Source organism: Ruegeria sp. CDSB029, from assembly GCF_059611125.1.
Window position 1 is genome coordinate 165728 of record NZ_JBXWOX010000002.1, and the last position, 26347, is coordinate 192074.

Genomic DNA, 26347 nt, shown 5'->3' on the forward strand with positions numbered 1-26347 from the left:
TCTCAAGGACTCAACCAAAAGCGGCTGAATTCGGCGGCTGCCCGAAATTTCCGTCAAAAGCGGTGCTTGCAGATTTTCAAACAACGGTGAAATTCAGTTGCCTAGCGTCATGCCTCAGGCACGTTTTTCACCGATGGTTGCAACACCCAGTACGGACAGCACTTTGGCCTCGATTTGCTCGGCATTCAGACCCGCGACCGCGTACATATCCGCAGGGTTGGCCTGATCTATGAAGGTGTCGGGCAAAACCATCGAGCGATACCTGAGACCCTGGTCAAAGACGCCCTCATCGGCCAAAAGCTGGGCAACATGGCTGCCAAAGCCGCCGATGGCACCTTCTTCAATGGTGATCAACGCCTCGTGGTTGGCGGCCAGATCCAATATCAGATCGCGGTCCAGCGGTTTGGCAAAACGAGCGTCGGCGATAGTGGGGGTGATCCCACGCGCAGTCAGAGCTTCGGCCGCTTTCTGCACTTCGGCCAGCCGTGTCCCGAAGGACAACATTGCGACCCGTGCGCCTTCTTGGATGATCCGGCCTTTGCCGATTTCCAGAACCTCGCCACGTTCCGGCAAGTCGACGCCGACACCTTCGCCGCGAGGATAGCGGAACGCAATCGGGCCTTCATTATGCGCGACGGCTGTGGCCACCATATGCACCAGCTCGGCCTCATCCGCTGCGGCCATGACCACGATGCCGGGCAGGTTGGACAAATAGGCGATATCGAACGACCCCGCATGGGTCGCGCCATCCGCGCCCACCAACCCTGCACGGTCGATCGCAAAACGAACCGGCAGGCGCTGAATGGCTACGTCATGCACGACTTGATCGTACCCACGCTGCAAAAACGTGGAATAAATTGCGCAGAAGGGCTTCATTCCTCCCGCAGCAAGAGCGGCGGCGAAGGTCACACCGTGCTGTTCGGCAATCGCCACATCGAAACAGCGCGACGGATAGCGTTCCGCAAACAGGTTCAGCCCGGTGCCATCGGGCATCGCGGCGGTGACAGCAACAATTTTGTCGTCGCGCGCGGCCTCTTCGACCAATGTCTTGCCAAAGACCGAGGTATAGGACGGTGCGTTTGAGGGTGCTTTCTTCTGCTCGCCCGTGACGACGTCGAACTTCGCTGTCGCATGGCCTTTGTCGCGGGCCTGCTCGGCTGGGGCATACCCCTTGCCCTTCTTTGTCAGCACATGAATGAGGATCGGGCCCGTGGCGCGGGCCTTGACCGTGCGCAGGACAGGCAACAGCTGATCCATATCGTGCCCGTCGATCGGACCGAGATAGGAAAAGCCCAGCTCCTCAAACAATGTGCCGCCCACGGCCATGCCCTTGAGCATCTCCTTGGCGCGCTTGGCGCCCTCGCGGAAGGGTTCCGGCAACAAAGACACTGCACCTTTGGCGGCGGCTTTCAGATCGTGGAATGGCTCTTCGGCGTAAATGCGCGACAGGTAATTGGACAGCGCGCCGACGGGCGGTGCGATGCTCATTTCATTGTCATTGAGAATGACGATTAGGCGTTTCTTCAGGTGTCCGGCGTTGTTCATCGCCTCAAAGGCCATGCCTGCAGACATTGAACCGTCACCGATCACGGCAATCGCGTCACCCAATCCCTCGGGCGTCACACCGCCCAGATCGCGCGCAACGGCAAACCCCAGCGCGGCACTGATCGAGGTTGAGCTGTGTGCTGCGCCAAACGGGTCATAGGGGCTTTCGCTGCGCTTGGTGAAGCCGCTCAGCCCGTCCTTCATGCGAAGCGTACGGATACGGTCGCGCCGTTCGGTCAGGATTTTGTGCGGATAGCACTGATGACCAACGTCCCAGATGATCTTGTCGCGCGGCGTGTCGAACACGGCGTGCAGGGCGGTCGTCAATTCGACCACGCCCAGACCCGCGCCCAGATGCCCACCGGTGACGGACACGGCCGATATTGTCTCGGTCCGCAATTCCTGCGCTAACTGATGCAACTGTGCGTCCGAAAACTGCTTGAGATCCGCAGGGCGGTTCACAAGGTCCAGCAGGGGCGTATTCGGGCGGTCAGACATGTGGCGTTCCTGGCTTAGCTGTCCCGGGCAATAACGAAGCGTGCCGCGTCCTTCAAGGTTTCAGCCTTGGCACCGTATCCATCCAACGCCGCGCAGGCCTGATCGACCAGTTCTACAGCGCGGGATTTTGCGACGTTCAGACCCAGAAGCGAGACAAATGTCGCCTTGCCCGCCTCGGCGTCCTTTTGCAATCGTTTACCGGCCTTCTCGACATCACCTTCAATATCCAGAATGTCATCAGCGATCTGAAAAGCAAGGCCAAGCGCCTGGGCATATTGGCGCAAGGGTTCGGGATCTGCCTGGGCCAAACGCGCACCAGCGCAGGCGGACCATTCAATCAGAGCACCGGTTTTGCCCGCCTGCAACTTGGTGATCTGCTCCAGTGTCAGGGGCGCGGCCGCTGTTTCAGCCGCCATATCCAGCGCTTGCCCCAGCACCATACCCTGCGCACCGCTTGCTTTGGCCAGGGTTAGAGCCAATTCAGCACGAATCTCTGCACTTCCGACCTCGGGCCGGGTGCACAGCTCAAAGGCCAATGTCTGCAGGGCATCACCGGCTAGAACGGCGGTGCCTTCGTCCCACTTTACGTGCACGGTCGGACGTCCACGTCGTAGATCGTCATCATCCATGCAGGGAAGGTCATCATGGACCAGAGAATAGGCGTGCAGGGCTTCGATGCCTGTCGCAGGCCAGATTGCCTGTGTTGCGTCGATGCCATGCATCCGTGCGCTTTCCATCACGAGACACCCACGCAATCGCTTGCCGCCCTGCGTGGTGTAGGCCATCGCCCGGGTAACGTCCAATTCGTCCAGCGCGCTCAGGACCAGATCGAATTGGGCCTGAATCCGCGCGGCATCCTGCGCCAGAATTTCCTTGAACATTTACTGACCTTCGACAGGCGTCGTCCCGGTTGGCTGCCCATTGGCATCCAAAGTAATGGCTGCGACCTTTTCTTCAGCCCGCTTCAATTCGTCTTCGCAGCGTTTCTTCAACGCGGCACCGCGCTCATACAGCGCAATGGACTGATCCAGCGCCACGTCCCCACGCTCCAACTGGCCGACAACGGCCTCAAGCTCTTTCATCGCTTGTTCGAATGTCATCTGATCAACAGGAGTATCGGTCATCGGGCTGCCTTCATCAGTTCTTCCACATGGGCACGAGTGGCCTCGGCCAGGGCGTTCAGATCATACCCGCCCTCCAAAGTCGAGACGATACGACCTTCGCACAGCTCATCGGCGATCTTGCACAGCTCGGCTGTAACCCAAGCAAAATCGCCTGTAGACCAGTTCAAGTTGGCCAGCGGATCGTCCTGATGCGCATCAAAACCTGCCGAGATGATGATCAGTTCCGGCTTGAATGCGCGCAACCTCGGGAAGGCTTGCGTCTCGTAAGCTGTCCGCATCTCGGCCCCACCAGTGCCGGGTGCCAGCGGGATGTTCAAAACGGTCTCATAAGCGCCGGTTTCATCCGGGCGCCCCGATCCAGGCCACAGCGGCATTTGCTGGCTGGTGATCACCAGTGTACGTCTTTCATCCCACAGCAGATCCTGCGTGCCGTTTCCGTGGTGAACGTCGAAATCAACAACAGCTACGCGCTTCAATCCATGATGATCCAATGCGTGTTTGGCAGCCAGCGCGGCGTTTCCAAACAGGCAGAACCCCATTGCCGTTTCGGTCTCGGCATGGTGACCGGGCGGGCGGATGGCGCAAAACGCATTCGAGGCTTCGCCGCCCAAAACCAGGTCTACTGCGCGCACGACCGCCCCGGCAGCGCGATAAGCCGCGTCCACCGATCCCGGAGACATGAAGGTGTCGCCGTCAATCTGTTTGAAGCCATCGGATGGCCTGCTATTTCGGATTTCACGGATATGGCTTTCCGGATGCACGCGCAGCAGGTCGTCATCCGCCGCCAAAGGGGCGGTTACACGTGTCAGTTCCAAGCCTTCCAACGCATGCAGAATATGCTCTAACCGCGCCACCCTCTCAGGGTGACCTTGCGGGGTCACATGATCAAGGCAATCGGCGTGGGTCAAAAGGGCGGTTGTCATCGGAATCCCATCTTCATCTGGCCAAAAATATCCTCGCCGAAGGCAAGAAAGCGCAGCGCGGCGGCTGATTCAATCTGGTGCCAGCATATATCCGGCGCCGCGGACGGTCTGCAGGTAACGCGGCTGCTTTGGGTCTTGTTCGATCTTGCGGCGCAGACGGGTGATCTGAACGTCCACCGCGCGTTCCTGCGCCTGACCCTTGTCGCGGCCCAGATCTTCGACCAGTTTGGTTCGGCTGATCGGCTCTCCGGGCTGGGCCGAGAAAATTTTCATCAACTGGCTTTCGGTCGCCGTCAGGCGCACCGGGTCTTCGCCCTGCCACATCTCGCCACGTTCGATATCGTACCGGATCGGACCAAGATGCAGTATCTTCGCCGTCGCGTCCTGCGCAGGTGTTTCCGGCATCCGCCGCAGGATCGCATTGATCCGCAGCAACAGCTCTTTTGGCTCGAACGGTTTGGCCAGGTAATCATCCGCACCGGCCTCAAGCCCGGCAATGCGATGCTCGGTTTCGCCGCGCGCGGTCAACAGCAGGATCGGAGTGGTATGGGTCTCGCGCAGCGCCTTGGTCAGGCTGACCCCATCCTCGCCGGGCATCATCACATCCAGCACGATCATGTCGAAATCCAAGCCCGACAGCACCCGCCGTGCATGTGCTGCATCCCGTGCAGCCGTGACCAGAAATCCGTTCCGCATCAGAAACTTCTTCAACAGATCGCGAATGCGCTCGTCATCGTCGACGATCAGCAGATGGGCATCCATTTCGTTCATGAGGTGGTTTCCCGCAGTTTCGTATAGGCATGACGCATATCAGCATCCATCATCGCTTCAAGCACTTTACGAAACCCCGACACAGCCTCGGGTCCCGCCTTTTTGTACGCTGCACGCATTCGGACGCGCTGCGCCTCAGACAGTTTGGCCTCTAGCGCCTTGCCCTGTTCTGTCAGAAATAGGTGTCTTTCGCGTTTGTCCACTGATCCGACCCGGCTTTCGACCAGACCGTCGTCGATCAACGTCCGCAAAACCCTGTTCAGAGACTGTTTTGTTACGCCCAGAATGGCCAGAAGGTTGTTGACAGTCGTACCCGGGGCGCGGTTGATGAAGTGGATTGCCCGGTGGTGCGCCCGTCCATAGGCCATTTCGGTCAGTATGCGATCAGGATCTGCGGTAAAGCCGCGATAGGCGAAAAACATCGCCTCGATCCCCTGCCGCAACTGTTCGTCGGTCAAAAACAAAAGGCTCTCGCCACCAAAGGCTGGGGCGGGGCGGGTATCCGACATAGTATGCCTCATTCGTTACTCGTTCCGAGTTTATGTCAGCGTTATTGACATTCCAAGAGTGGACAGGTATCGAATCGCAGTTTTTGCGTAACTTTATGTCCGAAACGGACTTAATCAGCGCAATAATCGGAAATTTTTCCCAGGTCAGGAGGTTTCGCATGGCGGGGTATGATGATCGTGACGGTGTCATCTGGTTGGATGGCAAACTGGTGCCCTGGCGCGAAGCCAATGTGCACATCCTGACCCATGCGATGCACTATGCGTCTTCGGTGTTCGAAGGTGAACGTGCTTATAACGGCAAGATTTTCAAAAGTCGCGAACATTCTGAGCGTTTGATTGCCTCGGCCGAAGCGCTGGACATGCCTATGCCCTATTCGGTGGATGACATCGAGGCCGCCAAGGAAGAAGCGCTGAAAGCCAGCGGTCTGCAGGACGCCTATGTCCGCGCGCTGGTCTGGCGTGGCTCGGGGGAAGACATGGGTGTGGCATCAGCCAAGAACCCGGTCCGGATGGCCGTCGCCGTGTGGCCTTGGGGTGCCTATTATGGTGACGCCAAGATGCAGGGTGCCAAGCTGGATATCGCGGAATGGAAACGCCCCAGCCCGGAAACTATTCCGGTGCACGCCAAGGCGGCGGGTCTGTACATGATCTGCACCATCTCGAAGCATAAGGCCGAGGCCAAGGGCTGCTCGGACGCGCTGTTCATGGATTGGCGCGGTTACGTGGCCGAGGCGACCGGTGCGAATGTGTTCTTCGTAAAAGATGGTGAGGTACATACACCTCTGGCTGATTGCTTCCTGAATGGGATCACCCGTCAGACCGTCATTCAGATGCTGAAAAACAAAGGTATCACCGTCCACGAGCGCCGCATCAAGCCCGAGGAAATGGCGGATTTCGAACAGTGCTGGCTGACCGGCACCGCAGCTGAGGTGACCCCGGTGGGCCAGATCGGCGATTATACGTTTGAGGTCGGAGACCTGACCCGCGAGATCGCCGCCGATTATGAGGCGCTTGTGCGCGCCTGATAACTCTCAGATGCATTGAAAGAAGCCCTCGCGCTTTCGCGGGGGCTTTTTCATTGCCGCACGTTCAAGAATCTTTGCAGATCGTTCAAATAGCTGGACGAACGCGCGGCCGCGTCTATCTTAATCCAATGTTGGATCTGCTTAGCGATATTCTCACCCGCCTGTCCTTGAAGGGCACATTCTACTTTCGAACCTCTTTCACGCCGCCCTTTGGTATACAGGTGCCGGCCTATCAAAATGTGGCCAGATTTCACTTTGTACAACGCGGAGAGTTGAAAGTTTTTGTCTCTAACACAGGGCAAACCCTGCGATTGAAGCAAGGCGATCTGATCCTGATCCCGCACGGATCTGCCCACGCGCTGCTGTGCAGTGAGGTCCAGCCAATGGATGCCCTGCCGCTTGAACACGTATTGGAAGAGGCCGGGTACAAAGGCGACGGGGTTCTGATTTATGGCGGCGAAGACAAAAGCCGCGATACGCAATTGATCTGCGGTCATTTCTCTTTCACCGGACCGCCGGGGCGACAGGGAACAGGGCATATGCTGATTGATCGGCTTCCCCCATACATCCTGATCGAAAACTATGGCGAGGAAGCCGGGGCCTGGATCGAAGCCACCCTGCGTATGATCGGGTCCGAGATCAACGGCGCGCGGATCGGTGGTGACCTCATAGCGTTGAAACTGTCCGAGGTCCTGTTTGCGCAGGCCATTCGGGCCCATCTTGAACATCAAAGCCCCAGCGAAACCGCGCTTGCCGGGTTCGCCGATTCCCGCATTTCGCGTGCATTGACTGCGTTTCACCATTCGCCCGCGCAAGAGTGGAGCGTCGAGTCTTTGGCACGTGAGGCCGGAATGTCTCGCACTGCGTTCGCACAGCTATTCGCAGACAAGATGGGGACAACGCCCATGCAGTATCTGACCGATTGGCGCATGCAGATTGCGTGTCACGGATTGACTGAGGCCCGCTGGAACGTGGCCGATGCCGCGGCCGAGGTCGGCTATGCCTCGGAAGCCGCCTTTTCGCGGGTGTTCAAAAAGCAGGTTGGCGTATCGCCAGCCGCCTATCGATCAATGCACTGATCGAATTGAAACTCTGGACGATCTGCAACGTTTCACGAACGATCCAGAATTAAACGTTCGGAGTTTCTTTCCTAGTTTGAGGTCATCCCATATCAGGAAAGGAACTCTCATGTCTCTCCGCTTTGTCACCCGCAATATTCACGCCTATCTGGACTACCCTGTTGCCTTTGCGCTGATGGGGCTGCCCTTTTTGCTTGGACTGGGGCAATCCAACCCGATGGCGTTGTGGCTGTCGGTGATCACCGGCGTCGCGGCGTTTGTCCTGACGGTGTTGACGGATCACCATTTGGGGATCTGGCGCGTTCTTCCCTACAACTTTCACTTGGCGGTCGATCTTCTGGTCGGCGTCGTTTTCCTGGCCGCGCCCAGCCTATTTGGGTTTTCGGGAATGGATGCGATCTTTTACTGGCTGAACGGGGCTGCGGTGGTCGCCGTCATCTCGCTTAGCGCGCCAGAGCAGGGTGTTACGGCCTGAACCTGACTCACCTTGGGTTCACCGCAACAACGTGAATTTCCAAAATCCCAGAGCCGCTTGTCTCATCGACAGGCGGCTCTCTGGTCTGATTATCGCGGCATGCGCCAGAATATGTGGCCCTAAAAAGGGAGATTTCAGAAAATTGGTTCTCTCTAAACGCCTGAAATAAATTCGTTCACCGTCGATCAACTGTGGGGTTATCCAGGAAGTGCTATTTTGATCTTGCAAATTCCGACAAAAATAATCAGATAAAGATCAAGGCCAGATGTGTTAGCATCCAGCACGGGGTTTCGAGGCGGTCTGCGGGCTTAGCGTATAGCCTGGTGAGAGCGCGCCACCGCCTCGGAAACGACACGCGCAACAGGAAGTGACGATGGGTGACCCACTTGACGAAATCATGGCACGGCACGAAGCGGCCACCGCTTGCGGATGTTGCTGTGACGACGACTATTGCGCCTATGTCGACAAACCCAAGGCGGCCCAGGGTGACAGGGCTGAACAACCGCTGCCGGACAGCGCCGCGTGTCGACGCGGATCGGTCAGGTTTCTCAACGAAAACCCGCCAGCTTAACAGCCCCTGAGGGGGGCTGTTTAGATTCTGATCCTCAGAAATCCACGCCGCGCTGGGCTTTGATTCCGGCTTGAAACGGATGCTTTTCCTCGGTCATCTCGGTGACCAGATCGGCATAGTCCCGCAACGCCTGCGGTGCGTCCCGACCCGTCAGGAACACGCTGGTCTTGTCAGACCGTTCTTTCAGCCCATCGATCACCTGTTCAACCGACAGGTATTCGTACCGAAGCGCGATGTTGATCTCGTCCAAAACGACTAGATCGTAGTCACCGCTGGACATGAGGGCGCGTGCCTTGTCAAAGGCGGCGTTTGCGGCAGCAATGTCGCGTTCGCGGTCCTGGGTATCCCAGGTGAAACCCTCGCCCATTGTGTGCCAGGTCACCAGATCGCGTTCTTCGAAAAAGCGACGTTCGCCGGTTTTCCACTTGCCTTTGATGAATTGAACAACGCCGACCTTCTGACCCCAACCCAACGCACGGATCACGACCCCGAACGCGGCCGAGGACTTACCCTTACCCTTGCCAGTGTTGATCAGCACCAGCCCGCGGTCGGGATCAACTGCCTCGGACACTTTCTTGCGGTGCTGGGCCTGCACCTTTTGCATCTTTTCCTTGTGGTCCTGTGCGTCGCTCATGGGAAACCCTCATCTTGTGTTGGGCACACCCTAGGGGAAGTTCTGCAAAGGTAAAGGTCAGGCTTTAGGATCCGTGACCGCGCGCGCCTTTCCGCGCTCCAAGCCCAGTTGATGTTCGCGCCAGATCACCACGACGTTACCGACAATCACCAGCGCCGCTCCAGCCAGCATGACCAGCGTTGGCAGTTCACTGAACCAGACATAGCCAATGACGATGGCAAACAGCATCGAGGTGTAATCATAGGGCGCCAGCATCGAAGCCTGCCCAAACCGATAGGACGAAGTCACCAGAATCTGCGCCACTCCTCCGATCAGACCAGCCAGAATCAAAAAGCCTGCCTGTTCCCATGTGGGCATGACCCATCCCCAAAAGAAAGTCAGCCCGGACAGGATGGTCGCTGTCATCGAAAAATAGAACACTATCGCCGCCGGATGGTCGACCTGAACCAACTGCCGGATGTGGATCTGCACAAAGGCCCGGGCAACGGTCGCACCCAGAATACACAATGCGCCGAAGGTGGCAGCAGCTTCCATGTTGTTGCCACCCAGTCTGGGCCAGATCATGATCAGGACACCCAAAAGCCCGATGGACACAGCCGCGATTCTGATCTTACGGATGCGTTCGCCTAACATCACCGCGGCAAGGATCAGGGTGAAAATCGGGGTGGCATAGCCAATCGCCGTCGCTTCGGGCAGCGGGATCAAGCCAAGGCCGGTGAAAGTTAGCCCCATCGCGGTGGTCCCCAGCACGCCGCGCCAAAAATGGCCCGAGGGTTTACGGACTTTGAATCCTTGCGCCAACTCTCCGCGCGCCATCAGCCAGATGACAATCACCGGAATGGCAAAAAGGGATCGGAAAAACACCATCTCGCCAGGTGGGAAGTGATCGGACTGCGCTTTGACTATCGCCGCCATGACCGTGAACAGAAACACCGCGCTCGTTTTCAGAGCGACGGCCAGCAAAGGTCGATGCGATGTTAAGGGTTTTGCCATCGGCGCGAACCTGCGCTTTTGGTAGGGAAAGATCAACGTGTTGTTTACAGATTGGACCAATCGGCTGGCAGGGGACTGCCGATCTCTTGGGCGAACTCTTCCAGAAACCGGATCATGCGCGCGATTCTGCGCTGTGCAATTTCTCGACCACCCTCGGTCAACATATCACCAGGCAAGCCCAGCAGTTTGACCTTCCAGTGGTCGATCGAAAAATGCAGGTCGTCCAGTGGACGGTTGGCGGCAAAGGGATCCGCCGGATCATAAAGCGACCGTCCCAACGCGCCGGAAACCGAGAAGTTCCGGGCAACGCCAATCGCCCCCAGCGCATCCAACCTGTCCGCATCGCGCAAGATGCAGGCCTCGGGCGTTTCCGGTGTAATGTTGGCCGAAAAGCTGTGCGCTTCAATCGCGTGTTTGATCGCCTGAATCTGGTCCTCGGAATAGACCAGATTAGCCAGAATAGACTCTGATTCCTCAGCCGACCGGCGCGATGCCAAGTGGCGGTCGGGGTCGTCCTTCGACAGGTTGACCAGGTCATGCAGGTACGCCGCAGCCAGCAGCACGGGCATGTCGGTCTGGTCGTTTGCAATGGCCTGCGCGTTCACCCAGACCCGGTCCAAGTGGGCCAGATCATGCGCGGGATCGGTTTCCATGCGCTGCGCAACAACGGCGCGCAGGCGTGTGCGCAGATCAGCCGATCCGTCCACGGTTCTCTCCGATCTGGCCGCGATGAAGCAGCAGGTGGTCGAGGATCACGCAAGCCATCATCGCCTCACCCACAGGAACGGCGCGGATGCCGACGCAGGGGTCGTGACGGCCTTTGGTGATGATCTCGGTTTCTTCGCCGGATTTGGTGATGGTTTTGCGGGTTGTCAGGATCGACGAAGTTGGCTTGACCGCAAAGCGCACGACGATGTCTTGCCCGGTCGAGATACCGCCCAGGATGCCGCCCGAGTGGTTTGAGCTATATTGAGGGCCGTTCTGACCCATGAAGATCTCGTCTGCGTTTGCCTCACCCGTCAGTTCGGCAGCGGCCATACCTTCGCCTATCTCAACGCCTTTAACCGCGTTGATCGACATCATCGCAGCGGCCAAATCAGTGTCTAATTTAGCATATACCGGCGCGCCGATCCCGGCAGGCACGCCGCGTGCCACAACCTCAACAATCGCGCCAACCGAGTTTCCGGACTTGCGCAGATCGTCCAGGTAAGCCGCCCAATCCTTGGCCGCTTGGGCATCCGGGGTCCAGAACGGGTTCTGTTCGATCTGCGACCAGTCGAAATTGCCTCGGTCAATCTTGTGTGGGCCGATCTGCGTCATGTAGCCGGTAATCTGCACGTTTGGTGCGATCTGCTTGATGGCTTCTCGCGCCAGCCCGCCCGCTGCCACACGCGATGCGGTTTCCCGGGCCGAACTGCGCCCGCCGCCGCGATAGTCGCGGATGCCGTACTTCTGCCAGTAGGTGATGTCGGCGTGCCCTGGACGGAACTTGTCCATGATATCGCCGTAGTCTTTTGAGCGCTGATCGGTGTTCTCGATCATCAGCTGCACCGGCGTACCCGTGGTCTGACCTTCGAACACGCCGGACAGGATTTTCACTTGATCGGGTTCACGCCGCTGGGTGGTGAACTTGTTCTGACCCGGTTTACGCTTGTCCAGCCACTGCTGAATCATGCCCTCATCGATCGAAACGCCCGGAGGGCAGCCATCGACGGTCGCACCCAACGCGGGCCCGTGGCTTTCACCCCAGGTGGTGACGCGGAAAAGGTGGCCAAAACTGTTCATTGACATGGGGCATGCTCCTTTGCGCGTCGTGATTAGCTGGCAAGGCCCTTGGCCTCAAGCGGATTTGCGGTTGGGGCGTGTTTGCCCCAACCTGTCGTGCTTATGCTGCCGCGGCCAGTTGGGCACGCGTGGCTGCAATTTTCAGCGCGGCTTGAGCGGCTTCGCGGCCTTTCTCTACAAAATGCGCCCGGTAGATAGCATTGTGGTGATCGGTTTCCTGATACTGGTGCGGCGTCAGGGAAACAGACAGGACCGGTACCCCTGTATCCATGCCAGCACGCATCAACCCATCGACAACGGCCTGAGCCACAAAATCGTGCCGGTAAATACCGCCATCCACGACAAACGCCGCGCAGGCGACCGCGGCGTAGTGACCGGTCTGGGCCAGATCGCGGGCCAGCAGCGGCATTTCGAACGCGCCGGGGACGTCAAAAACGTCAACCTGATCGGCGGGGATGAGTTCCAGAAACCCTTCTAGGGCTTGATCAACGATATCGGAATGCCAGTTGGCTTTTACAAAAGCATAGCGGGTGTGTGTCATCATGATCTCCTTTCGCAACAGACACGTCACCCAAGGCGATCACGGGCAGGCGCAAGCTAGGGCCGACGCGCTGCACGTTCTCTTTCATCCGGACTGTAACCGTCGGCTCTGGCATCTCACCAGATCTGCTGACACCCCGCACACCGGGGCCGCTCGCGGGCTTACGGATCATCGCCCGCATACCGCCGGTGGGGAATTTCACCCCGCCCTGAGAACGGGCGGACCTTGCCAAGGTGCGGCCGGTTCTGCAAGAGATTTCGCAGGAGGACAGCCATGCACCCCAATCCAGCCTTCCGCGCAGAAGAGACTGCGCGCCACATCGCCTTTGCGCGTGACCGCGCGTTCGGGGTTCTTGCGGTGTCGACGGATGAGGCACCGTTGATTAGCCACGTGCCGTTTCTGCTGTCTGAGGATGGCACGCTGGCCGAGCTGCATCTTGTCAGATCGAACTCGATCGTCCGCATGCTGAAAGACCCTAAACCAGCCAGAATCGCTGTCACCGGGCCAGATGGCTACGTATCTCCGGATTGGTACGGGATCGCCGATCAGGTTCCGACATGGAACTATGTCGCTGTGCATCTGATCGGTCAGTTAGAACAGCGGCCGCACGCGGAGTTGCTGGACCTGTTAAATCGCCAGTCCGCCTTTTATGAGGCACGCTTGCTGCCTAAACCGCCTTGGACGACCGGCAAGATGAGCCAAGACGCGTTGGATAAGATGATGCGCATGATCGTGCCGTTTCGGTTTCGAGTTGACGACATTCAAGGCACCTGGAAGCTAAACCAGAACAAGCCCGATGCAGCCCGCCTGAGCGCGTCAGAACATATCGCAAACGACGGGATCGGGTCCGAGCTTGATGCTCTGCAAAAGTTGATGAGAGGGTGAGGTTGGCGCACCAATTGACGGGTTTTGTTTTGCATTGGGTGATGTAGAGTTCCGGCAATTCAGGGAGATCTCTTATGAAACTCTATTTTAGTCCCACTTCGCCCTATGTCCGTAAGGTTATGGTTTTGTTGCATGAAACAGACCAGTTGCAGGATGTCGAACTGCTGAACGTTGCAACAACGCCAATTTCCCCGGCCGAGCCGCTATTGGCCAAGGCTCCGCTGACAAAAGTGCCCGCATTAGAGCGCCCAGATGGACCGACCCTGTTCGACAGCCGTGTTATCTGTGCGTTTCTGGACGCGCGCGGGCAGGCCGGTCTTTATCAGGACGGTGCCCGGCATTGGGATGTGCTGACGCTTGAGGCGCTGGCGGATGGTATTCTGGATGCGGCGTTGCTGATCACCTATGAGGCTCGGATGCGGCCCGAAGACAAGCAATGGGAGGGCTGGGCCGATGCGCAATGGGACAAGATAGAACGCGCCTGCGCCGCGTTGAACCAGCGGTGGATGGCGCATCTGTCCGGACCGTTGGATATGGGGCAGGTCGCGGTGGCCTGCGCGCTGGGCTACGTCGATTTCCGTCACGATGCGCGCGGGTGGCGCAAGGGAAATGATGCGCTGGCCGCATGGTACGAGAAGTTTGTCGAACGCCCCAGCATGGCCGCAACGCAACCGCCGGCCTGATCGGGGATCAATGCGCTGGTCGCTCTGATGGCAGAACGACCAGCGACAGACATCACTCGTTGAATGTCGCCAGATAGGCCGCGATGTCATCGGCGCCCTTTTTCAGTTTGACGCTCATGTTTGGGCGCGCGGTTTCGTCATCCAGATATTCCTGGATAAATGCGATCGGGTTTTTGGAATACGTGGCGATATTCTCTTGTGTCCAGACCAGCCCTTTCTGACCGGCGCGGATCATGTCGTCGGTGAACATTCCGATGGGCAAACGTTCGCTTCCGTTCAGGTAATCTGACTCGGTTCCTGCGACGCGACCGACGACGCCGTAAAGATTCGGGCCAGTGATGCCGCCTTTGACCAGAACTTGGCCATCTTTGATGATTGCGTGGCAAGAAGAGCAGCGATTGTAGAGTTTTTCGCCTTTCGCCGGATCACCGGCCGCTATCGCCTGAAAGGGCACGGTCAGTGCGAGGATTAGGGTTGGTGCAAAGAGCTTTGACATGAGAGACGTCCTGCAGAGATTGGGATTTCCCGCATTTCGATCATTTGCGTTCAAAGTTCAATCGAAATCAAACGCGGCTAAGCCTTTGTAAAATATCTATTTTTAACTCAGATTTTCTACATCGATATGCCCTGTTGAAAAGGCGCGTCTTGCTACGTCGGGCGTCACCGTAAATTCGAGCTTAAGTCAAAGGTATCGGTACATATAGGTCGTCGCGTGACGGGACTTTCCGTCCGGGTCGAATGCGAAATCGGGGATGACACCTGCCGGTTGAAACCCGACAGACCTGTAAAGGGATTCCGAGACATCTCCGGTGCGCGTGTCTAGTGTAATGAGTGTCTTCCCGGCTTCTTGTGCAGATTTCAGGGCCTCTTGCATCAGGGCCTTGCCCAAACCGCGACGCCTGGCATCAGGGTGAACGATCATCTTCGAGATTTCTGCCCGGTGGGGCTGATTTGGGGGCATGGCAAGCAACAGCTGGACCGTACCGATCATGCGACGCTGATAATATGCGCCAAACAAGTGCCGCTCGCCTGTTTCGATGGCGGGTTTGACGTCATCCGTCCAGAACCGCGCGGCGCTGTCATGGTCGAGCGGCATCATGAAGCTGATCGCGGCACCATCGGCAACGCTGTCAACAAGCGTGCGGCACAGGTCTGTCAGATTGTGGTCGATATCCGTCGGGGTAAGGCGGAAGACGTTGGGTGTCTGAACGATCATGACAATGCGATCACGTAAGTGCAGGGACTATGGGTCGTTTCAAATACGGTTTCGCCAAATAAAATATACCGCAGGCAATCCCCTTGTCGAAGGTCATAAGCTTTCCTCTCGACCGTGATTTCGATCTGCCCGGACAAGACATACAGGTGATGCTCTTGCCCCGGAACTGCGGGTGCATCATAGGCGATGCGCTGCCGCGCGGTCAGGGTTCCTTCGATCAATTCAACCGAAAGGTGCCCACTGGGGGGCGAAACGCTGCGACGTTGAAACGCGCGCCCACGATCCGTCCAGAACGGCTGGTCGTGCCGCCGGACGATCGGTTGGAAACTTTGCTCCAACGGGGTAAGTAGCTGAGAGATCGGTACTGCATAAACCGTTGCCAGACGGCCTAGCGTCTCGGCGGTCGGGCTGACTTCGTTTTTCTCGATCCGTGACAGGGTGGCGCGACTTAGACCGGTTCTTCCAGCCAAAGTATCGAGGGTCATGCCGTGCTGCTCTCGCAATCCACGCAAATGCGTGGCCAGTTTGTCAGAGGTGGCTTCCATGGAACTTCTCATATACGGAAATATTCCCGAATATGACGAAAAGTTCAAGATGGGCGGATCGGCATTCTGTAAAACCTTTTGGGGCTGGGTCGGTTCTGCACCGTTCTATCCCGCCGGAGCGAATCGAATCACATTTGGAAAAGCCGGGGGACCGGAGTGTTTTTGCCAAAAAACAGGTCCGTATCTTGAAACTTTCGCCTCTCGTTGTGACATGAATGCCCTGTTGTGGCGCACTGCGCGCCTATGACCGCTGGACGAACCGAATTCTCCCGGATAGATAGCCGCGATGAGACGCCGCTTTGATGCGGTGCTGATGCATGTTTGCTCGGGTCACCCCCGGGCGCCGGAATCGGAGAAAACCTCGTGTCCCACGCAGAAGACCACGAAGGCACCCGCAGAGATTTCCTCTACTACGTCGCAGGCGGCGCAGGTGTCGTCGCGACGGGTGCAGCCGTATGGCCCCTGATCAATCAAATGAACCCATCGGCAGACGTTCAGGCGCTGTCCTCGATCCGCGTGGATGTGAGCGGCGTTGAACCCGGTACGCAGTTGACCGTGAAATGGCTGGGTAAACCTGTGTTTGTCCGCCACCGCACCGGTGCCGAAATTCAAGAAGCGCAGGAACAGGACGCCGAAGGCGTTGATGCACTGCCTGATCCGCTGGCCCGCAACTCCAACCTGAACGCGGACGCTCCGGCAACCGACGCCAACCGCGTGATGCCGTCGCCCGAGGGCGAAGCGCCGGGCGCGTGGATCGTTCAGATGGGCGTATGTACGCACCTTGGCTGTGTGCCGCTGGGCGATGCTGGCGACTTTGGCGGCTGGTTCTGCCCCTGCCACGGATCGCACTACGATCTGGCCGGACGTATCCGCAAAGGTCCCGCACCTGAAAACCTGCCCGTTCCGCCCGCTGAGTGGACCGACGCCAGCACCATCAAACTCGGCTAAGGGAGACCCAAACTTATGTCCGGAATTCCCCACGATCATTACGAGCCGAAGACAAACGGCGAGAAGTGGCTGAACAGCCGCTTGCCCATCGTCGGCCTGATTTACGACACCATCATGATCCCAACCCCCAAAAACCTGAACTGGTGGTGGATCTGGGGCATCGTCCTGGCGTTCTGCCTGGCGTTGCAAATCGTCACCGGTATCGTTCTGGTGATGCACTACACACCGCATGTCGATCTGGCCTTCGCCAGCATCGAGCACATCATGCGCAACGTGAATGGCGGCTATATGCTGCGCTACATTCACATGAACGGCGCGTCGCTGTTCTTTGTTGCGGTCTACATCCACATCTTCCGTGGCCTGTTCTACGGCTCATACAAAGCCCCGCGTGAGATCACGTGGATCATCGGTATGCTTATCTATCTGATGATGATGGGTACTGCCTTCATGGGCTATGTTCTGCCTTGGGGTCAGATGTCCTTCTGGGGTGCGACCGTGATCACCGGCCTGTTTGGCGCGATCCCGTTTGTGGGTGACGCGATCCAGACCTGGCTGCTGGGCGGACCCGCGGTGGACAATGCCACGTTGAACCGCTTCTTCTCGCTACACTATCTGCTGCCGTTTGTTATCGCGGCTCTGGTCATTGTGCATATCTGGGCCTTCCACACCACCGGCAACAACAACCCCACGGGTGTTGAAGTTCGCCGCACGTCGAAAGCCGATGCCGAGAAAGACACCCTGCCATTCTGGCCGTACTTCGTGATCAAGGACCTGTTCGCTCTGGCCGTGATCCTGGTCGTGTTCTGGGCCATCGTCGGCTACATGCCGAACTATCTGGGCCACCCGGACAACTACATCGAAGCCAACCCGTTGGTAACGCCAGCACACATCGTTCCCGAATGGTACTTCCTGCCATTCTACGCGATCTTGCGCGCCTTTACCGGTGAAGTCTGGGTTGTACAATTTGCCAGCTTCATCACCGGTGGCATCGTTGACGCTAAGTTCTTTGGTGTGATTGCGATGTTCGGTGCGATCCTGGCAATGGCGCTGGCGCCCTGGCTGGACACGTCGACCGTGCGTTCGGGCAAATACCGCCCGATGTTCAAATGGTGGTTCTACCTGCTGATCATCGACTTCTTTGCCCTGATGTGGCTGGGTGCGATGCCCGCGGAAGAGCCCTATGCGACCTTCTCGCTGATCGCGTCCGCCTACTGGTTCGCCTATTTCTTCGTGATCCTGCCGATCCTGGGTGTCATCGAAAAACCGCTGCCACAGCCAGAGACCATCGAAGAAGACTTCAACGCGCATTATGGCAAGGCTGACGCTGACGCCACGCCGGCCGAGTAAGAAGAGGGACCGGAAACATGTTCAAGAAACTTGCAATCGGTGCCGCGTTTGCTTTGGCCCTTACCCCTGCTGCGTCCTTCGCAGCAGGTGGGGGCGAGCAGCACATCGAAGACTTCCACTTCTCGTTTGAAGGCCCCTTTGGCACCTGGGATCAAAACCAGCTGCAGCGCGGCCTTCAGATCTATACCGAGGTCTGTGCAGCCTGCCACGGCCTGCGCTATGTGCCTCTGCGTGATCTCGAAGCGCTGGGCTATTCGGAAGAAGAAGTCATCGCCTATTCGGCAGACAACTTCGAAGTGTTCGATCCCGAGCTGGACGATTTCCGTCCGGCCATCCCGACCGACCACTTCCCGGTCAATGACGGTGTTGGCGCACCGGACCTGAGCCTGATGGCCAAGGCCCGCGCCGGATTCCACGGGCCTTATGGTCTGGGCATCAACCAGTTCTTCAAAGGCATGGGTGGCGCGGAATACATCGCCTCGCTGCTGGACGGCTATACCGGTGAAGAAAAAGAAGAAGCAGGCACCATCCTGTATGAGAACAAAGCTTTCCCCGGAGGCTGGATCTCGATGGCGCCCCCGCTGTCCGAAGATCAGGTTGAATTCGCCGATGGCCACCCGGCCACTGTCGAAGCCTTGTCCGAAGACATCGCTGCCTTCCTGATGTGGACTGCCGAGCCAAAAATGATGGAGCGCAAGTACTCGGGCTTCGTCGGCGTGCTGTTCCTGTCGCTGTTGTCGGTGCTTCTGTACCTTGTGAACAAGCGCCTGTGGGCAGGTGTCAAAGGCAAGAAACGAGACTGAGTTTCACAGCCCCGCAATGTTTGAACCCCCGCGCCACCGGCTGCGGGGGTTTTTTTGTTGCAATCGGTCAGGGGGCCAGATGAAGGACGGATCAGGCTGTTAGTTGCGTGCCAGTGGCACCTGTGATTGTTGCCGTGACAATCTGCCCTTCGGCCTGTAGTGCCTCAAAAGCGACCTCAGTGAATTGTTCGGTGCGGCCCATATGCGGGTTTTCCATCAGGATGTGATGGGTTTTGCCAATTTGGGTCTGCAGGTGTTTTGTGACCTGCGCCTCTCCGGCCGCGCGCAGGCGGGCGGCACGGTCCCTGATGATGTTCCCGTTCACCTGCTGCGGTATGCGGGCGGCCGGCGTGCCGTCGCGTTTGGAATAAGGGAACACGTGCAGCCAGGTCAGATCGCAATCCGTCACCAGTTTCAGCGAGTTTTCGAAATGATCATCCGTTTCGGTTGGGAAGCCTGCGATGATATCAGCGCCAAAGGTCATCTCGGGGCGCAGTTTACGGGCTTCTTCAGTAAAGCGGATGGCGTCATCGCGCAGGTGACGTCGTTTCATCCGCTTCAGGATCAGATCGTCGCCGTGCTGCAAGGACAAGTGCAGATGCGGCATCAGGCGAGATTCTGTCGCGATGGCCTGCATCAGATTCTCATCCACTTCGATCGAGTCGATCGAGCTGATCCGCAGGCGTGGCAGATCGGGCACCAGTTTCAGAATGCGCATCACCAGATCACCCAGCTTGGGTTGCGCCGGTAGATCGGCGCCCCACGAGGTCAGATCAACGCCGGTCAGGACGACTTCGTTATAGCCCCGATCCACCAGCCGCTTGATCTGATCCACCACAACACCTGCTGGGACGCTGCGCGAGTTTCCACGGCCGTAGGGGATAATGCAGAAAGTGCAGCGATGGTCACAGCCGTTTTGGACCTGAATATAGGCGCGCGATCGGGTGCCAAAACCGTCGATCAGGTGGCCTGCGGTTTCGGTGACGGACATGATGTCATCGACCTGCACCGTCTCGGTCTGGCCGATAAAGTCCGCCGCCATGCCTTTCCAGGTCTCGGGCTGCATCTTCTCGGTATTGCCAATGACCGCGTCGACCTCATCCATTCGAGCAAAGGTGTCAGGCTCGGTCTGGGCCGCACAGCCTGTCACGATCAGCCGCGCGTCAGGATTTTCCCGCCGTAGCTTACGAATCTCTTGCCGGGCTTTGCGCACCGCTTCTGCCGTGACGGCGCAGGTGTTCACGATCACCGCGTCGGTGAGTCCGGCCTGCGCCGACAGCTCTTTCATCGCCTCGGTCTCATAGGCGTTCAGGCGGCAGCCCAGGGTGGTGAACTTCGGCGCGCTCATGCCAGTGATTCCAAAAATTCCGGTGTCAGTGTGCCCGAGAACACGTGACAAGTGGGCCCGGTCATCCAAACGCCATCGTCGCGCCAGTCGATCCAGATCGTCCCGCCGTCCAGCTCAGTTTGTACTTTGCGCCCGGTCAGGCCGCGACGGGCGGCGGCAACGGCAGTGGCACAAGAGGACGAGCCTGAGGCTAGCGTGATACCCACGCCACGCTCCCACACGCGCATACGGATGTGGTCTGGTCCGATGATTTGTGCAATTTGCACATTGGTACGCTCAGGATAGAGCGGATGGTGTTCGTAACGCGAACCGAACTCGGTCAGAGGGATGGCTTCGGCGTCATCGACAAAAAAGGTGCAATGCGGATTGCCCATCCCGGTGGCCGTCGGTGCTCCCTCGATCGGCAGTTCCAGCGTGTCGACTTCCTCAGACAACGGAACCTCGTTCCAATTCAACTGAGGGTGTCCCATATTGACCGAGGTCAGGCCGTCTCCGGCGTCTTTGGCGTAAAGGGTGCCGCGTTCGGTCGTCAGTGTCAGGTCGGATCTATCCGATTCCTCCATCAGGAACCGGGCGATGCAACGGGTGGCATTTCCACACGCAGCCGAGGTGGATCCGTCCGAGTTGTAGAACACCAAATGTGCATCCGCTTCGCCGTTCTCGATGACGGCGAGCTGATCGAATCCGACTCCGAATTGACGGTGCCCGATTCCCCGCGCAAGTGCCGGACTAATCCGCGCGGCAGACGCGCGCGCGTCCACAATGACAAAGTCATTGCCCAGCCCGTGCATCTTCATGAAGGGCAAACCAGTGTTCTGTAATCCTTGCATGGCGCGCATATAACCCTGCGCCCGAAAGGAATCCACCCTGCGACGCAGATTCCTTAAAAAAGGGGGTTGACCCCCCAGCGCCACCTGCCTAATTAGGCCGCCTATCGGGTCGCCGGAAACACTGATTACTCTGGCGATACGAGGTGCAAATAAGGTCTTGAACCCGGTCGGGAAAATGACTTAAAGAGCGCCACGGATCTACAAGATCCAGCAAAAGAGTGGGCCGTTAGCTCAGTTGGTAGAGCAACTGACTTTTAATCAGTGGGTCGCAGGTTCGAATCCTGCACGGCTCACCACTTTTTTCAAATGTGATGTCATTAACGCATAAGAGTGCGTTTGGAATGCATAAGCGTGCAAGTGCCGTGTTTAGCGGTAGATGTCAGCGCAAAGCAGCGCGATCGTTTTGGACAAATTTCATAACAAGCGGGCTCAGTTTTAAGCTTTTTGTCAGGCAGTTTGTCCGAATCCGAGATAGCTTGCCGGCACCTTATCTGTGAGCCAAACACCATTATCTGCACAGAAGAACTCAAAGCCATCGTCGAACATTTGCTTAGCTTCGACACGTAGTACAACTGGCTTGCCGTGACGCTGGCCAGCGCGCTCGGCGGTTTCAGGGTTGGTTGAGAGGTGCACTTGACGGCGTCGCCCAGGGTTTAACCCATCGGAGAAAATTGCATCTAAATTTGTGCTGGCGGTTCCGTGGTATAACTCGTCTGGTGGGTGCCGAGGTTCTAAGCCAAGGTCCACATCAACCGAATGGCCCTGTGCTGCCCTAATCCGGGAGCCATCCTCAGACAAAGTGAACTGTCTTTTGTCGCTGCTTTCCACAAGCCGAATGAGCTCGTCGCGGCTTAGCTTGCGGCTTGCCTTTTTCAGCTTCCGCAGCAGCTCATCAACCCGAACCCACCCATGCTTATCAAGCTGAAGACCAATCTCTTCAGGTTTGTGCCTAAGCACCAGGCTTAAAAATTTGCTTTCTCAACTCATACCCAAACTGCAAGTGCGCGCTACCCTTGTTGGTGATTAACACGAACGCAGTCGCCTAGGAATTACATATAAAGCGCTCGTTTGATCCCATGGTAAAACCCGTCGATTTGAGCTTGCTCCAGAACTCAATTTAGCAAAAGCATCTGGACACCAGTCGCAGTTCGCTCGAATGAGGCGGCCCTTTGCTGCCTTTGATCACGGAGTTGGATCGCCGCGTTGTGGGCGTCGAACCGGCCATTCGCTGTACTCGCGAACCATTCACCGTTTCGGTTGAGCAATATGAAGAGTTCTTCCGTCGCGAAGCTATCTTGGAGACGTGGTTGCGCGATCAAGACTAAGCACTTCCAGAAGTTATGCTGCGACACCTGCTTTCAGCGGGTGTTTTTTTGTCGGCCCGCATGTGTTTCTGCAAGGTTACGAGTTTCGCCTGCACGCATATGGTTGAATAACTGATGGTTCGGGGATCTTCTATATATTATCAGATGGCTAATTTTGCTTCACTTAGATTGGCTGCAAAAATCGCACTCTTATGCGTTACTGACACAAAATTTGGCGCCCTGAAGGTCAATTGACCTCCTGTGACAGTACAGCAACTTTATACAGGGCCAATATCGGAGCCATCGAATGTTTCAGGCTGTGTTCCGATCGAGTATCTCCCCAGCCTTGTTGACCGTGGATTGCTTGGCGAACTTCGCATATTCCCAGTCAAGTCAGTTTTGGTGAAACTGGCGGAAAGATGCATGAGTGGGAATTCAGAAAGGCCGGCAGTTCGGTCTACCCGACGAACCAGGAAAACCGGCTTGTTTAGGCACAGATTTTTGAAAGCCAAAGTATCGTGATTTCAGCTGAACACGGTATGAAATCAAACACCCCTGAGTGGCTGATCACCGCTGCGCTTGCAACCGCACATGAACGCTGGCGTGATCCCTATTCACAAACCCAAAGGTCCCCCTTTCGCCAACCCCTTGCATTGACTATGTGTAGCTGAACGCCAGCGGAGCGTCGCCGGCCCTTGATGTCTGCCTTGAACAATCGGGAGCGCGCCAATGTTCTTTCTCCGTCCGGCACTTGCTGCATTTTGCGCATGCACATTACCTGCAACCGCTATGGCACAGACCGAAGCAACTGTTTCGGGCGGCCTGCAAATCGAGCTGAATTCGGTTCAGGATGTCGAAAACGCATGTCGACTGACGTTTGTGGCGGAAAACCAAACCGGGACAGCCATTGACGAAGCCAGCTTTGAGACGGTGATCTTTGATGCTTCCGGCAGCGTAGTCAGCCTGACGCTCTTCAATTTCCGTGACCTACCGGAAGATCGCCTGCGTGTGCGCCAATTCGTCTTGCGCGACAGAGACTGCAGTTCGATTGGAAAAGCCCTGATCAACGGCACAAACACCTGCAAGGTGGCCGGGGTGGAGAGTTCGATATGTGAAGACAGTCTGAAACTGCAAAGCCGAATAGATGTGGAGTTGATTGGATGAGCCCCTTTGATGCGCTGCGCGAAATCCTTGATCTGGGCGGGCCTGTTGTTGCGATCCTGATCGCGATGTCGGTGGTGACCGTTGCGGTCACGCTTTATAAGCTCTGGCAGTTTGCCGCATCCGGCGTCGGGCGTCACCGAGTGTTGTCCGAGGCGCTGGCGGCCTGGGATGCAGGCGATCCGCAAACCGCCCACGCCCGTCTGGACAGAAGCCGCAGTTATCTTGCCCCTCTGGTTCGGGTCGCGATGAATGCCTCAGATACGCCGGGCCTGGACCAACGGCTGGACGCCGAGGCGGGTCTGGCACTTGCCGGGCTTGAGCGCGGCTTCCGACTGATGGACACCGTGGCGCAGCTTGCGCCGCTGCTGGGTCTGTTTGGCACCGTCCTAGGGATGATTGAGGCGTTTCGCAGCCTGCAATCCGCCGGGTCGTCGGTCGATCCATCATTGCTTGCCGGTGGTATCTGGGTCGCCCTGCTGACAACGGCTGTGGGGCTTGCCGTGGCGATGCCGACCTCGATGCTGTTGTCCTGGTTCGAAAGCCGCACCGCGCGCGAACGGGTCTTTGCAGACAAGGCGCTGCGGACAATTCTGGTGCCGGGGCAGGCCGTTCCGCAGGCCGACGATACCCGGGCTGTGGCGACCGCCCCCGGACATGCGTAACACCGCACCCTTCGTACGGCGCCCTATGTCGATGACGCCTCTCATCGACGTGATTTTCCTGCTGTTGCTGTTCTTCATGCTGTCCTCGACCTTTTCCAAATATGGCGAGATCGAGCTGAGCAACGCAGTGGGCGGCAGTGCGACCTCGGACACGCCGACCGAGCGGTTGTTCCTGCAGTTGGGGGCAGAACGACTGGTGCTGAACGGGCAAACGGTCTCTCTTAGTGATCTGGAAACGCAACTGGAGGCCGGGCAGGTTCTGGTCAGTTTGGACCCGGATACAACGGCGCAGCGCGTCATCGACGTCCTGGTCCGGCTGCGCGGGCGTGACGGATTAAGCGTTCTGGTGCTGGAATGATCAAGTACAGGCGCCCCAAACGCAGACGCGACTCGACGATTGCGTTGATCAATGTCGTCTTCCTGATGCTGATCTTTTTCCTGCTCACCGGTACGCTGGCTCCGCCGCTTGATCCGGATCTTGAGCTGGTGAACACGGCAGACCTTGAAGGGCGCGAGCCCCCTGATGCGCTGATCCTGCACGCCGACGGCACGCTGAGCTATCGTGGAATTCCTACCGACCCCGAAACGCATATGCGTGACCAAGGGGCCGAAGCCGTGCGCATCGTCCCCGACCGAAATGCACCGGGCCCGCGTCTGATCGAGGTGACCGGCGCGTTACGCCGTTTGGGCGCGTCATCCGTCTTTGTTGTGACCGAGAAGGCGCTGGAATGATCCGCCGGTCGGTTTTGATTGCGGCGGCGGCCATTCTGGTGTCGCTGTTCCTGCACCTGATGGGGCTCAGCGTGACCGGGCAGCGGCTTGCAGGAGACGCGCCAGGCGGCCAAGCGCCTGAATCAATTGAGCTAAGCACGACATTCGAGGATCTTGCCGAGGTTGCCGCCGAGCCGGTTGAACCCGAACCGGCCGAGGCACCAGAGCCTCCGGTTGAAACACCGCCTGAGGAACCGGAAATCCCGGTCAGTGAGGCGCTTGTCGCGTCGGAAAACCCGCAGGAGGTTTACGCGCCCGATATCGGCGAAGCAGAAGTGGTTCAGCCGACTGCCACGGAACCGGTTGAGCCTGATGTGGCAGAGACCGAAAACACATCCGAAGGCGATGCCGCCGCCAGCGAAAATTTCAATGAAACACCGCCAGTCGAGGCGGAAACAGCAACCGAGGTGCCCGAAGGAATTCCCGAGGCAGAGGTCGTCGAGCCAGAGGTCGCGACCGAAGTCCAGCCCGTATCACCCCAAGCGCAAGAGCTGGCGGCGCTGCCGGTCACCCCGTCGCCCGAGGCCGCGATTCCCGTTGTCCCGTTGGAGTCTGAGGCGATTGAGCCGGATGACCCGGTTGAACCGACCGACCAGGATGCGACGGAGGACGTGACAGAACTAGCCGTGACGTCTTCGATCCGGCCGCAGCGCCCCGACCGGCAACCAACGCCCGAAAGGCGGGGCACCCTGAACGGCGCGCGTGACTTTAGCGAGTTGCAGTTCCCGTCAGAGGTGGTTGAATCGCCCCTTTACGCCTACAGGCGCGAAGGGCTGGATGCCTTCACGTCTGGCAGCAGTGGCAGCCGTTCGGGCGGGCGTGGCCCCGGCAATTCGGACACCACCAATTATGCGGGTGAAGTCTTGGTCCACCTGAACCGCGCGCCCCCGGTATTTGTTGCTGCCCGGGGATTTGCCAAGGTGTTTTTCGAAATCAATCCCGATGGCACGCTGGCCTGGGTCGATGTCATCGACAGTTCAGGGTCGTCCGATGTTGACCGGGCCGCAAGGGCGCAAGTGCAGGCGGCCTCGCCCTTTCCGCTGCCGCCAGGTGGGGTCAGCCGCAAGTTGTCCTTCTTCTACACCAGCAATTGATTTGCGGGTTTAAGCGCTCCATCCGTCCAAATTAGGGCCAGTTTTGGGCGGGATTTCGCCCGAATCCACCATTTTCGGACATGCCGGTTAACAACTCCGGAAGTCTCATTTGCAAACCTGAACGATTTTTGCCATTTAAAGAGGTATCGCCGCATTTCTGTGATCAAATCTTTGTAATGAAATACGACTGAATACGAAAACACACGTAAATGCTCGGGAAATTGGACTGTCGGCATTTTCTGCATTTGCAAAGATGCAACAAGTGCCCAGTGTG

General features: G+C 57.8%; 32 protein-coding genes, 1 tRNA gene, 1 pseudogene and 1 riboswitch. Of the genes and pseudogenes, 17 read left to right on the forward strand and 17 right to left on the reverse strand.

Features of this window, described 5'->3' with window-relative positions; translation table 11 throughout:
• Window positions 1-114: 114 nt before the first annotated feature.
• The 6 genes from dxs to AC2FI8_RS03385 form a co-directional block, all read right to left on the reverse strand.
• Entirely contained in the window at window positions 115-2043 is a 1929-nt protein-coding gene (gene dxs / locus AC2FI8_RS03360; RefSeq protein WP_496777150.1) for a 1-deoxy-D-xylulose-5-phosphate synthase, read from the reverse strand.
• A gap of 14 nt (window positions 2044-2057) precedes the next feature.
• Window positions 2058-2924 (reverse strand): polyprenyl synthetase family protein, encoded by an 867-nt coding sequence (locus AC2FI8_RS03365; RefSeq protein WP_496777154.1) that lies wholly within the window; start codon window positions 2922-2924, stop codon window positions 2058-2060.
• Complete coding sequence (locus AC2FI8_RS03370; RefSeq protein WP_058272726.1) at window positions 2925-3167, reverse strand: exodeoxyribonuclease VII small subunit; 243 nt, start codon at window positions 3165-3167, stop codon at window positions 2925-2927. It lies immediately after the preceding gene.
• Window positions 3164-4090 (reverse strand): histone deacetylase family protein, encoded by a 927-nt coding sequence (locus AC2FI8_RS03375; RefSeq protein ID WP_496777156.1) that lies wholly within the window; start codon window positions 4088-4090, stop codon window positions 3164-3166. The genes AC2FI8_RS03370 and AC2FI8_RS03375 overlap by 4 nt, the downstream gene beginning before the upstream one ends.
• 69 nt (window positions 4091-4159) lie before the next feature.
• Window positions 4160-4861 (reverse strand): response regulator, encoded by a 702-nt coding sequence (locus AC2FI8_RS03380; RefSeq protein ID WP_058272724.1) that lies wholly within the window; start codon window positions 4859-4861, stop codon window positions 4160-4162.
• The gene (locus tag AC2FI8_RS03385) at window positions 4858-5370 is read right to left on the reverse strand and encodes a MarR family winged helix-turn-helix transcriptional regulator (RefSeq protein WP_496777158.1); all 513 of its coding nucleotides are present in this window, start codon (window positions 5368-5370) and stop codon (window positions 4858-4860) included. Before AC2FI8_RS03385 ends, AC2FI8_RS03380 begins: the two co-directional genes overlap by 4 nt.
• 158 nt (window positions 5371-5528) lie before the next feature.
• Between AC2FI8_RS03385 and AC2FI8_RS03390 the strand changes: the two genes are divergently transcribed.
• The 4 genes from AC2FI8_RS03390 to AC2FI8_RS03405 all read left to right on the forward strand — a co-directional run bounded on the left by AC2FI8_RS03390 (window position 5529) and on the right by AC2FI8_RS03405 (window position 8520).
• A complete protein-coding gene (locus AC2FI8_RS03390; protein WP_496765778.1) occupies window positions 5529-6395 on the forward strand; it encodes a branched-chain amino acid aminotransferase in 867 nt (288 codons plus the stop codon).
• Between the two features lie 128 nt (window positions 6396-6523).
• A complete protein-coding gene (locus tag AC2FI8_RS03395) occupies window positions 6524-7474 on the forward strand; it encodes an AraC family transcriptional regulator (RefSeq protein ID WP_496765775.1) in 951 nt (316 codons plus the stop codon).
• 109 nt (window positions 7475-7583) lie between these two features.
• Complete coding sequence (locus AC2FI8_RS03400) at window positions 7584-7949, forward strand: SPW repeat domain-containing protein (RefSeq protein WP_496735153.1); 366 nt, start codon at window positions 7584-7586, stop codon at window positions 7947-7949.
• A gap of 373 nt (window positions 7950-8322) precedes the next feature.
• On the forward strand, window positions 8323-8520 hold the full coding sequence (locus AC2FI8_RS03405) for a hypothetical protein (RefSeq protein ID WP_145975814.1): 198 nt from the start codon (window positions 8323-8325) through the stop codon (window positions 8518-8520).
• A 34-nt stretch (window positions 8521-8554) separates the two neighbouring features.
• Here AC2FI8_RS03405 and cobO read toward each other — a convergent pair whose 3' ends face one another.
• The 5 genes from cobO to AC2FI8_RS03430 form a co-directional block, all read right to left on the reverse strand.
• Window positions 8555-9154 (reverse strand): cob(I)yrinic acid a,c-diamide adenosyltransferase, encoded by a 600-nt coding sequence (gene cobO / locus AC2FI8_RS03410; protein ID WP_496721281.1) that lies wholly within the window; start codon window positions 9152-9154, stop codon window positions 8555-8557.
• A 57-nt stretch (window positions 9155-9211) separates the two neighbouring features.
• Complete coding sequence (locus AC2FI8_RS03415; protein WP_496777160.1) at window positions 9212-10147, reverse strand: DMT family transporter; 936 nt, start codon at window positions 10145-10147, stop codon at window positions 9212-9214.
• Between the two features lie 44 nt (window positions 10148-10191).
• The gene (locus AC2FI8_RS03420; protein ID WP_496726173.1) at window positions 10192-10854 is read right to left on the reverse strand and encodes an HD domain-containing protein; all 663 of its coding nucleotides are present in this window, start codon (window positions 10852-10854) and stop codon (window positions 10192-10194) included.
• Window positions 10838-11938 carry a chorismate synthase gene (gene aroC / locus AC2FI8_RS03425; RefSeq protein WP_496777162.1) on the reverse strand — a complete coding sequence of 367 codons (1101 nt, stop codon included), beginning with the start codon at window positions 11936-11938 and terminating at the stop codon, window positions 10838-10840. The genes AC2FI8_RS03420 and aroC overlap by 17 nt, the downstream gene beginning before the upstream one ends.
• Before the next feature lie 94 nt (window positions 11939-12032).
• Window positions 12033-12473 (reverse strand): 6,7-dimethyl-8-ribityllumazine synthase, encoded by a 441-nt coding sequence (locus AC2FI8_RS03430; protein ID WP_496726171.1) that lies wholly within the window; start codon window positions 12471-12473, stop codon window positions 12033-12035.
• A gap of 72 nt (window positions 12474-12545) precedes the next feature.
• Window positions 12546-12693, reverse strand: a riboswitch (FMN riboswitch).
• A 53-nt stretch (window positions 12694-12746) separates the two neighbouring features.
• Here AC2FI8_RS03430 and AC2FI8_RS03435 point away from each other — a divergent pair.
• Entirely contained in the window at window positions 12747-13358 is a 612-nt protein-coding gene (locus AC2FI8_RS03435) for an FMN-binding negative transcriptional regulator (protein WP_496765768.1), read from the forward strand.
• A 74-nt stretch (window positions 13359-13432) separates the two neighbouring features.
• Window positions 13433-14041: a glutathione S-transferase gene (locus AC2FI8_RS03440; protein WP_496777165.1), complete on the forward strand. Its 609-nt coding sequence runs from the start codon at window positions 13433-13435 to the stop codon at window positions 14039-14041.
• Between the two features lie 52 nt (window positions 14042-14093).
• Here the strand turns inward: AC2FI8_RS03440 and AC2FI8_RS03445 are convergent, their stop codons facing one another.
• The 3 genes from AC2FI8_RS03445 to AC2FI8_RS03455 form a co-directional block, all read right to left on the reverse strand.
• Window positions 14094-14537 (reverse strand): c-type cytochrome, encoded by a 444-nt coding sequence (locus tag AC2FI8_RS03445; RefSeq protein WP_496765761.1) that lies wholly within the window; start codon window positions 14535-14537, stop codon window positions 14094-14096.
• Window positions 14538-14723: 186 nt separating this feature from the next.
• On the reverse strand, window positions 14724-15257 hold the full coding sequence (locus AC2FI8_RS03450) for a GNAT family N-acetyltransferase (RefSeq protein ID WP_496777167.1): 534 nt from the start codon (window positions 15255-15257) through the stop codon (window positions 14724-14726).
• Window positions 15254-15802: a helix-turn-helix domain-containing protein gene (locus AC2FI8_RS03455; protein WP_109313713.1), complete on the reverse strand. Its 549-nt coding sequence runs from the start codon at window positions 15800-15802 to the stop codon at window positions 15254-15256. Before AC2FI8_RS03455 ends, AC2FI8_RS03450 begins: the two co-directional genes overlap by 4 nt.
• On the opposite strand from AC2FI8_RS03455, the gene AC2FI8_RS03460 reads away from it, so the two are divergent.
• From AC2FI8_RS03460 to AC2FI8_RS03475, 4 genes are all read left to right on the forward strand, one after another.
• Entirely contained in the window at window positions 15801-16049 is a 249-nt protein-coding gene (locus AC2FI8_RS03460; protein WP_496777169.1) for a hypothetical protein, read from the forward strand. The genes AC2FI8_RS03455 and AC2FI8_RS03460 overlap by 2 nt on opposite strands.
• 116 nt (window positions 16050-16165) lie before the next feature.
• Window positions 16166-16750: a ubiquinol-cytochrome c reductase iron-sulfur subunit gene (petA, locus tag AC2FI8_RS03465; RefSeq protein ID WP_058272711.1), complete on the forward strand. Its 585-nt coding sequence runs from the start codon at window positions 16166-16168 to the stop codon at window positions 16748-16750.
• A gap of 15 nt (window positions 16751-16765) precedes the next feature.
• Window positions 16766-18097: a cytochrome b gene (gene petB / locus AC2FI8_RS03470; RefSeq protein WP_108860628.1), complete on the forward strand. Its 1332-nt coding sequence runs from the start codon at window positions 16766-16768 to the stop codon at window positions 18095-18097.
• 17 nt (window positions 18098-18114) lie between these two features.
• Window positions 18115-18900 (forward strand): cytochrome c1, encoded by a 786-nt coding sequence (locus tag AC2FI8_RS03475; RefSeq protein WP_108860629.1) that lies wholly within the window; start codon window positions 18115-18117, stop codon window positions 18898-18900.
• A 91-nt stretch (window positions 18901-18991) separates the two neighbouring features.
• On the opposite strand, the gene mtaB is transcribed toward AC2FI8_RS03475, so the two are convergent.
• Together mtaB and dapF are read right to left on the reverse strand one after the other, a co-directional pair.
• On the reverse strand, window positions 18992-20248 hold the full coding sequence (gene mtaB, locus AC2FI8_RS03480) for a tRNA (N(6)-L-threonylcarbamoyladenosine(37)-C(2))-methylthiotransferase MtaB (protein ID WP_496777170.1): 1257 nt from the start codon (window positions 20246-20248) through the stop codon (window positions 18992-18994).
• Window positions 20245-21087 carry a diaminopimelate epimerase gene (dapF, locus tag AC2FI8_RS03485; protein WP_496777172.1) on the reverse strand — a complete coding sequence of 281 codons (843 nt, stop codon included), beginning with the start codon at window positions 21085-21087 and terminating at the stop codon, window positions 20245-20247. Before dapF ends, mtaB begins: the two co-directional genes overlap by 4 nt.
• 211 nt (window positions 21088-21298) lie before the next feature.
• On the opposite strand from dapF, the gene AC2FI8_RS03490 reads away from it, so the two are divergent.
• Window positions 21299-21374: transfer RNA gene (locus AC2FI8_RS03490), tRNA-Lys, on the forward strand.
• A 151-nt stretch (window positions 21375-21525) separates the two neighbouring features.
• Here AC2FI8_RS03490 and AC2FI8_RS03495 read toward each other — a convergent pair.
• Window positions 21526-22041: pseudogene (locus tag AC2FI8_RS03495) on the reverse strand (RNA 2'-phosphotransferase); the annotation flags it as partial.
• Between the two features lie 206 nt (window positions 22042-22247).
• Between AC2FI8_RS03495 and AC2FI8_RS03500 the strand changes: the two are divergent.
• From AC2FI8_RS03500 to AC2FI8_RS03525, 6 genes are all read left to right on the forward strand, one after another.
• Window positions 22248-22403, forward strand: a complete 156-nt coding sequence (locus AC2FI8_RS03500; protein ID WP_496726473.1) for a hypothetical protein — start codon at window positions 22248-22250, stop codon at window positions 22401-22403.
• Window positions 22404-23111: 708 nt separating this feature from the next.
• Window positions 23112-23546, forward strand: coding sequence for a hypothetical protein (locus AC2FI8_RS03505; RefSeq protein ID WP_496777174.1), 435 nt, complete (start codon window positions 23112-23114; stop codon window positions 23544-23546).
• Complete coding sequence (locus AC2FI8_RS03510) at window positions 23543-24208, forward strand: MotA/TolQ/ExbB proton channel family protein (protein ID WP_496777175.1); 666 nt, start codon at window positions 23543-23545, stop codon at window positions 24206-24208. Before AC2FI8_RS03505 ends, AC2FI8_RS03510 begins: the two co-directional genes overlap by 4 nt.
• Before the next feature lie 31 nt (window positions 24209-24239).
• A complete protein-coding gene (locus tag AC2FI8_RS03515) occupies window positions 24240-24566 on the forward strand; it encodes an ExbD/TolR family protein (protein ID WP_496765704.1) in 327 nt (108 codons plus the stop codon).
• Window positions 24563-24940 (forward strand): ExbD/TolR family protein, encoded by a 378-nt coding sequence (locus AC2FI8_RS03520; protein WP_496773144.1) that lies wholly within the window; start codon window positions 24563-24565, stop codon window positions 24938-24940. The genes AC2FI8_RS03515 and AC2FI8_RS03520 overlap by 4 nt, the downstream gene beginning before the upstream one ends.
• Window positions 24937-26073 (forward strand): energy transducer TonB family protein, encoded by a 1137-nt coding sequence (locus AC2FI8_RS03525; protein ID WP_496777178.1) that lies wholly within the window; start codon window positions 24937-24939, stop codon window positions 26071-26073. The genes AC2FI8_RS03520 and AC2FI8_RS03525 overlap by 4 nt, the downstream gene beginning before the upstream one ends.
• Window positions 26074-26347: the final 274 nt, after the last annotated feature.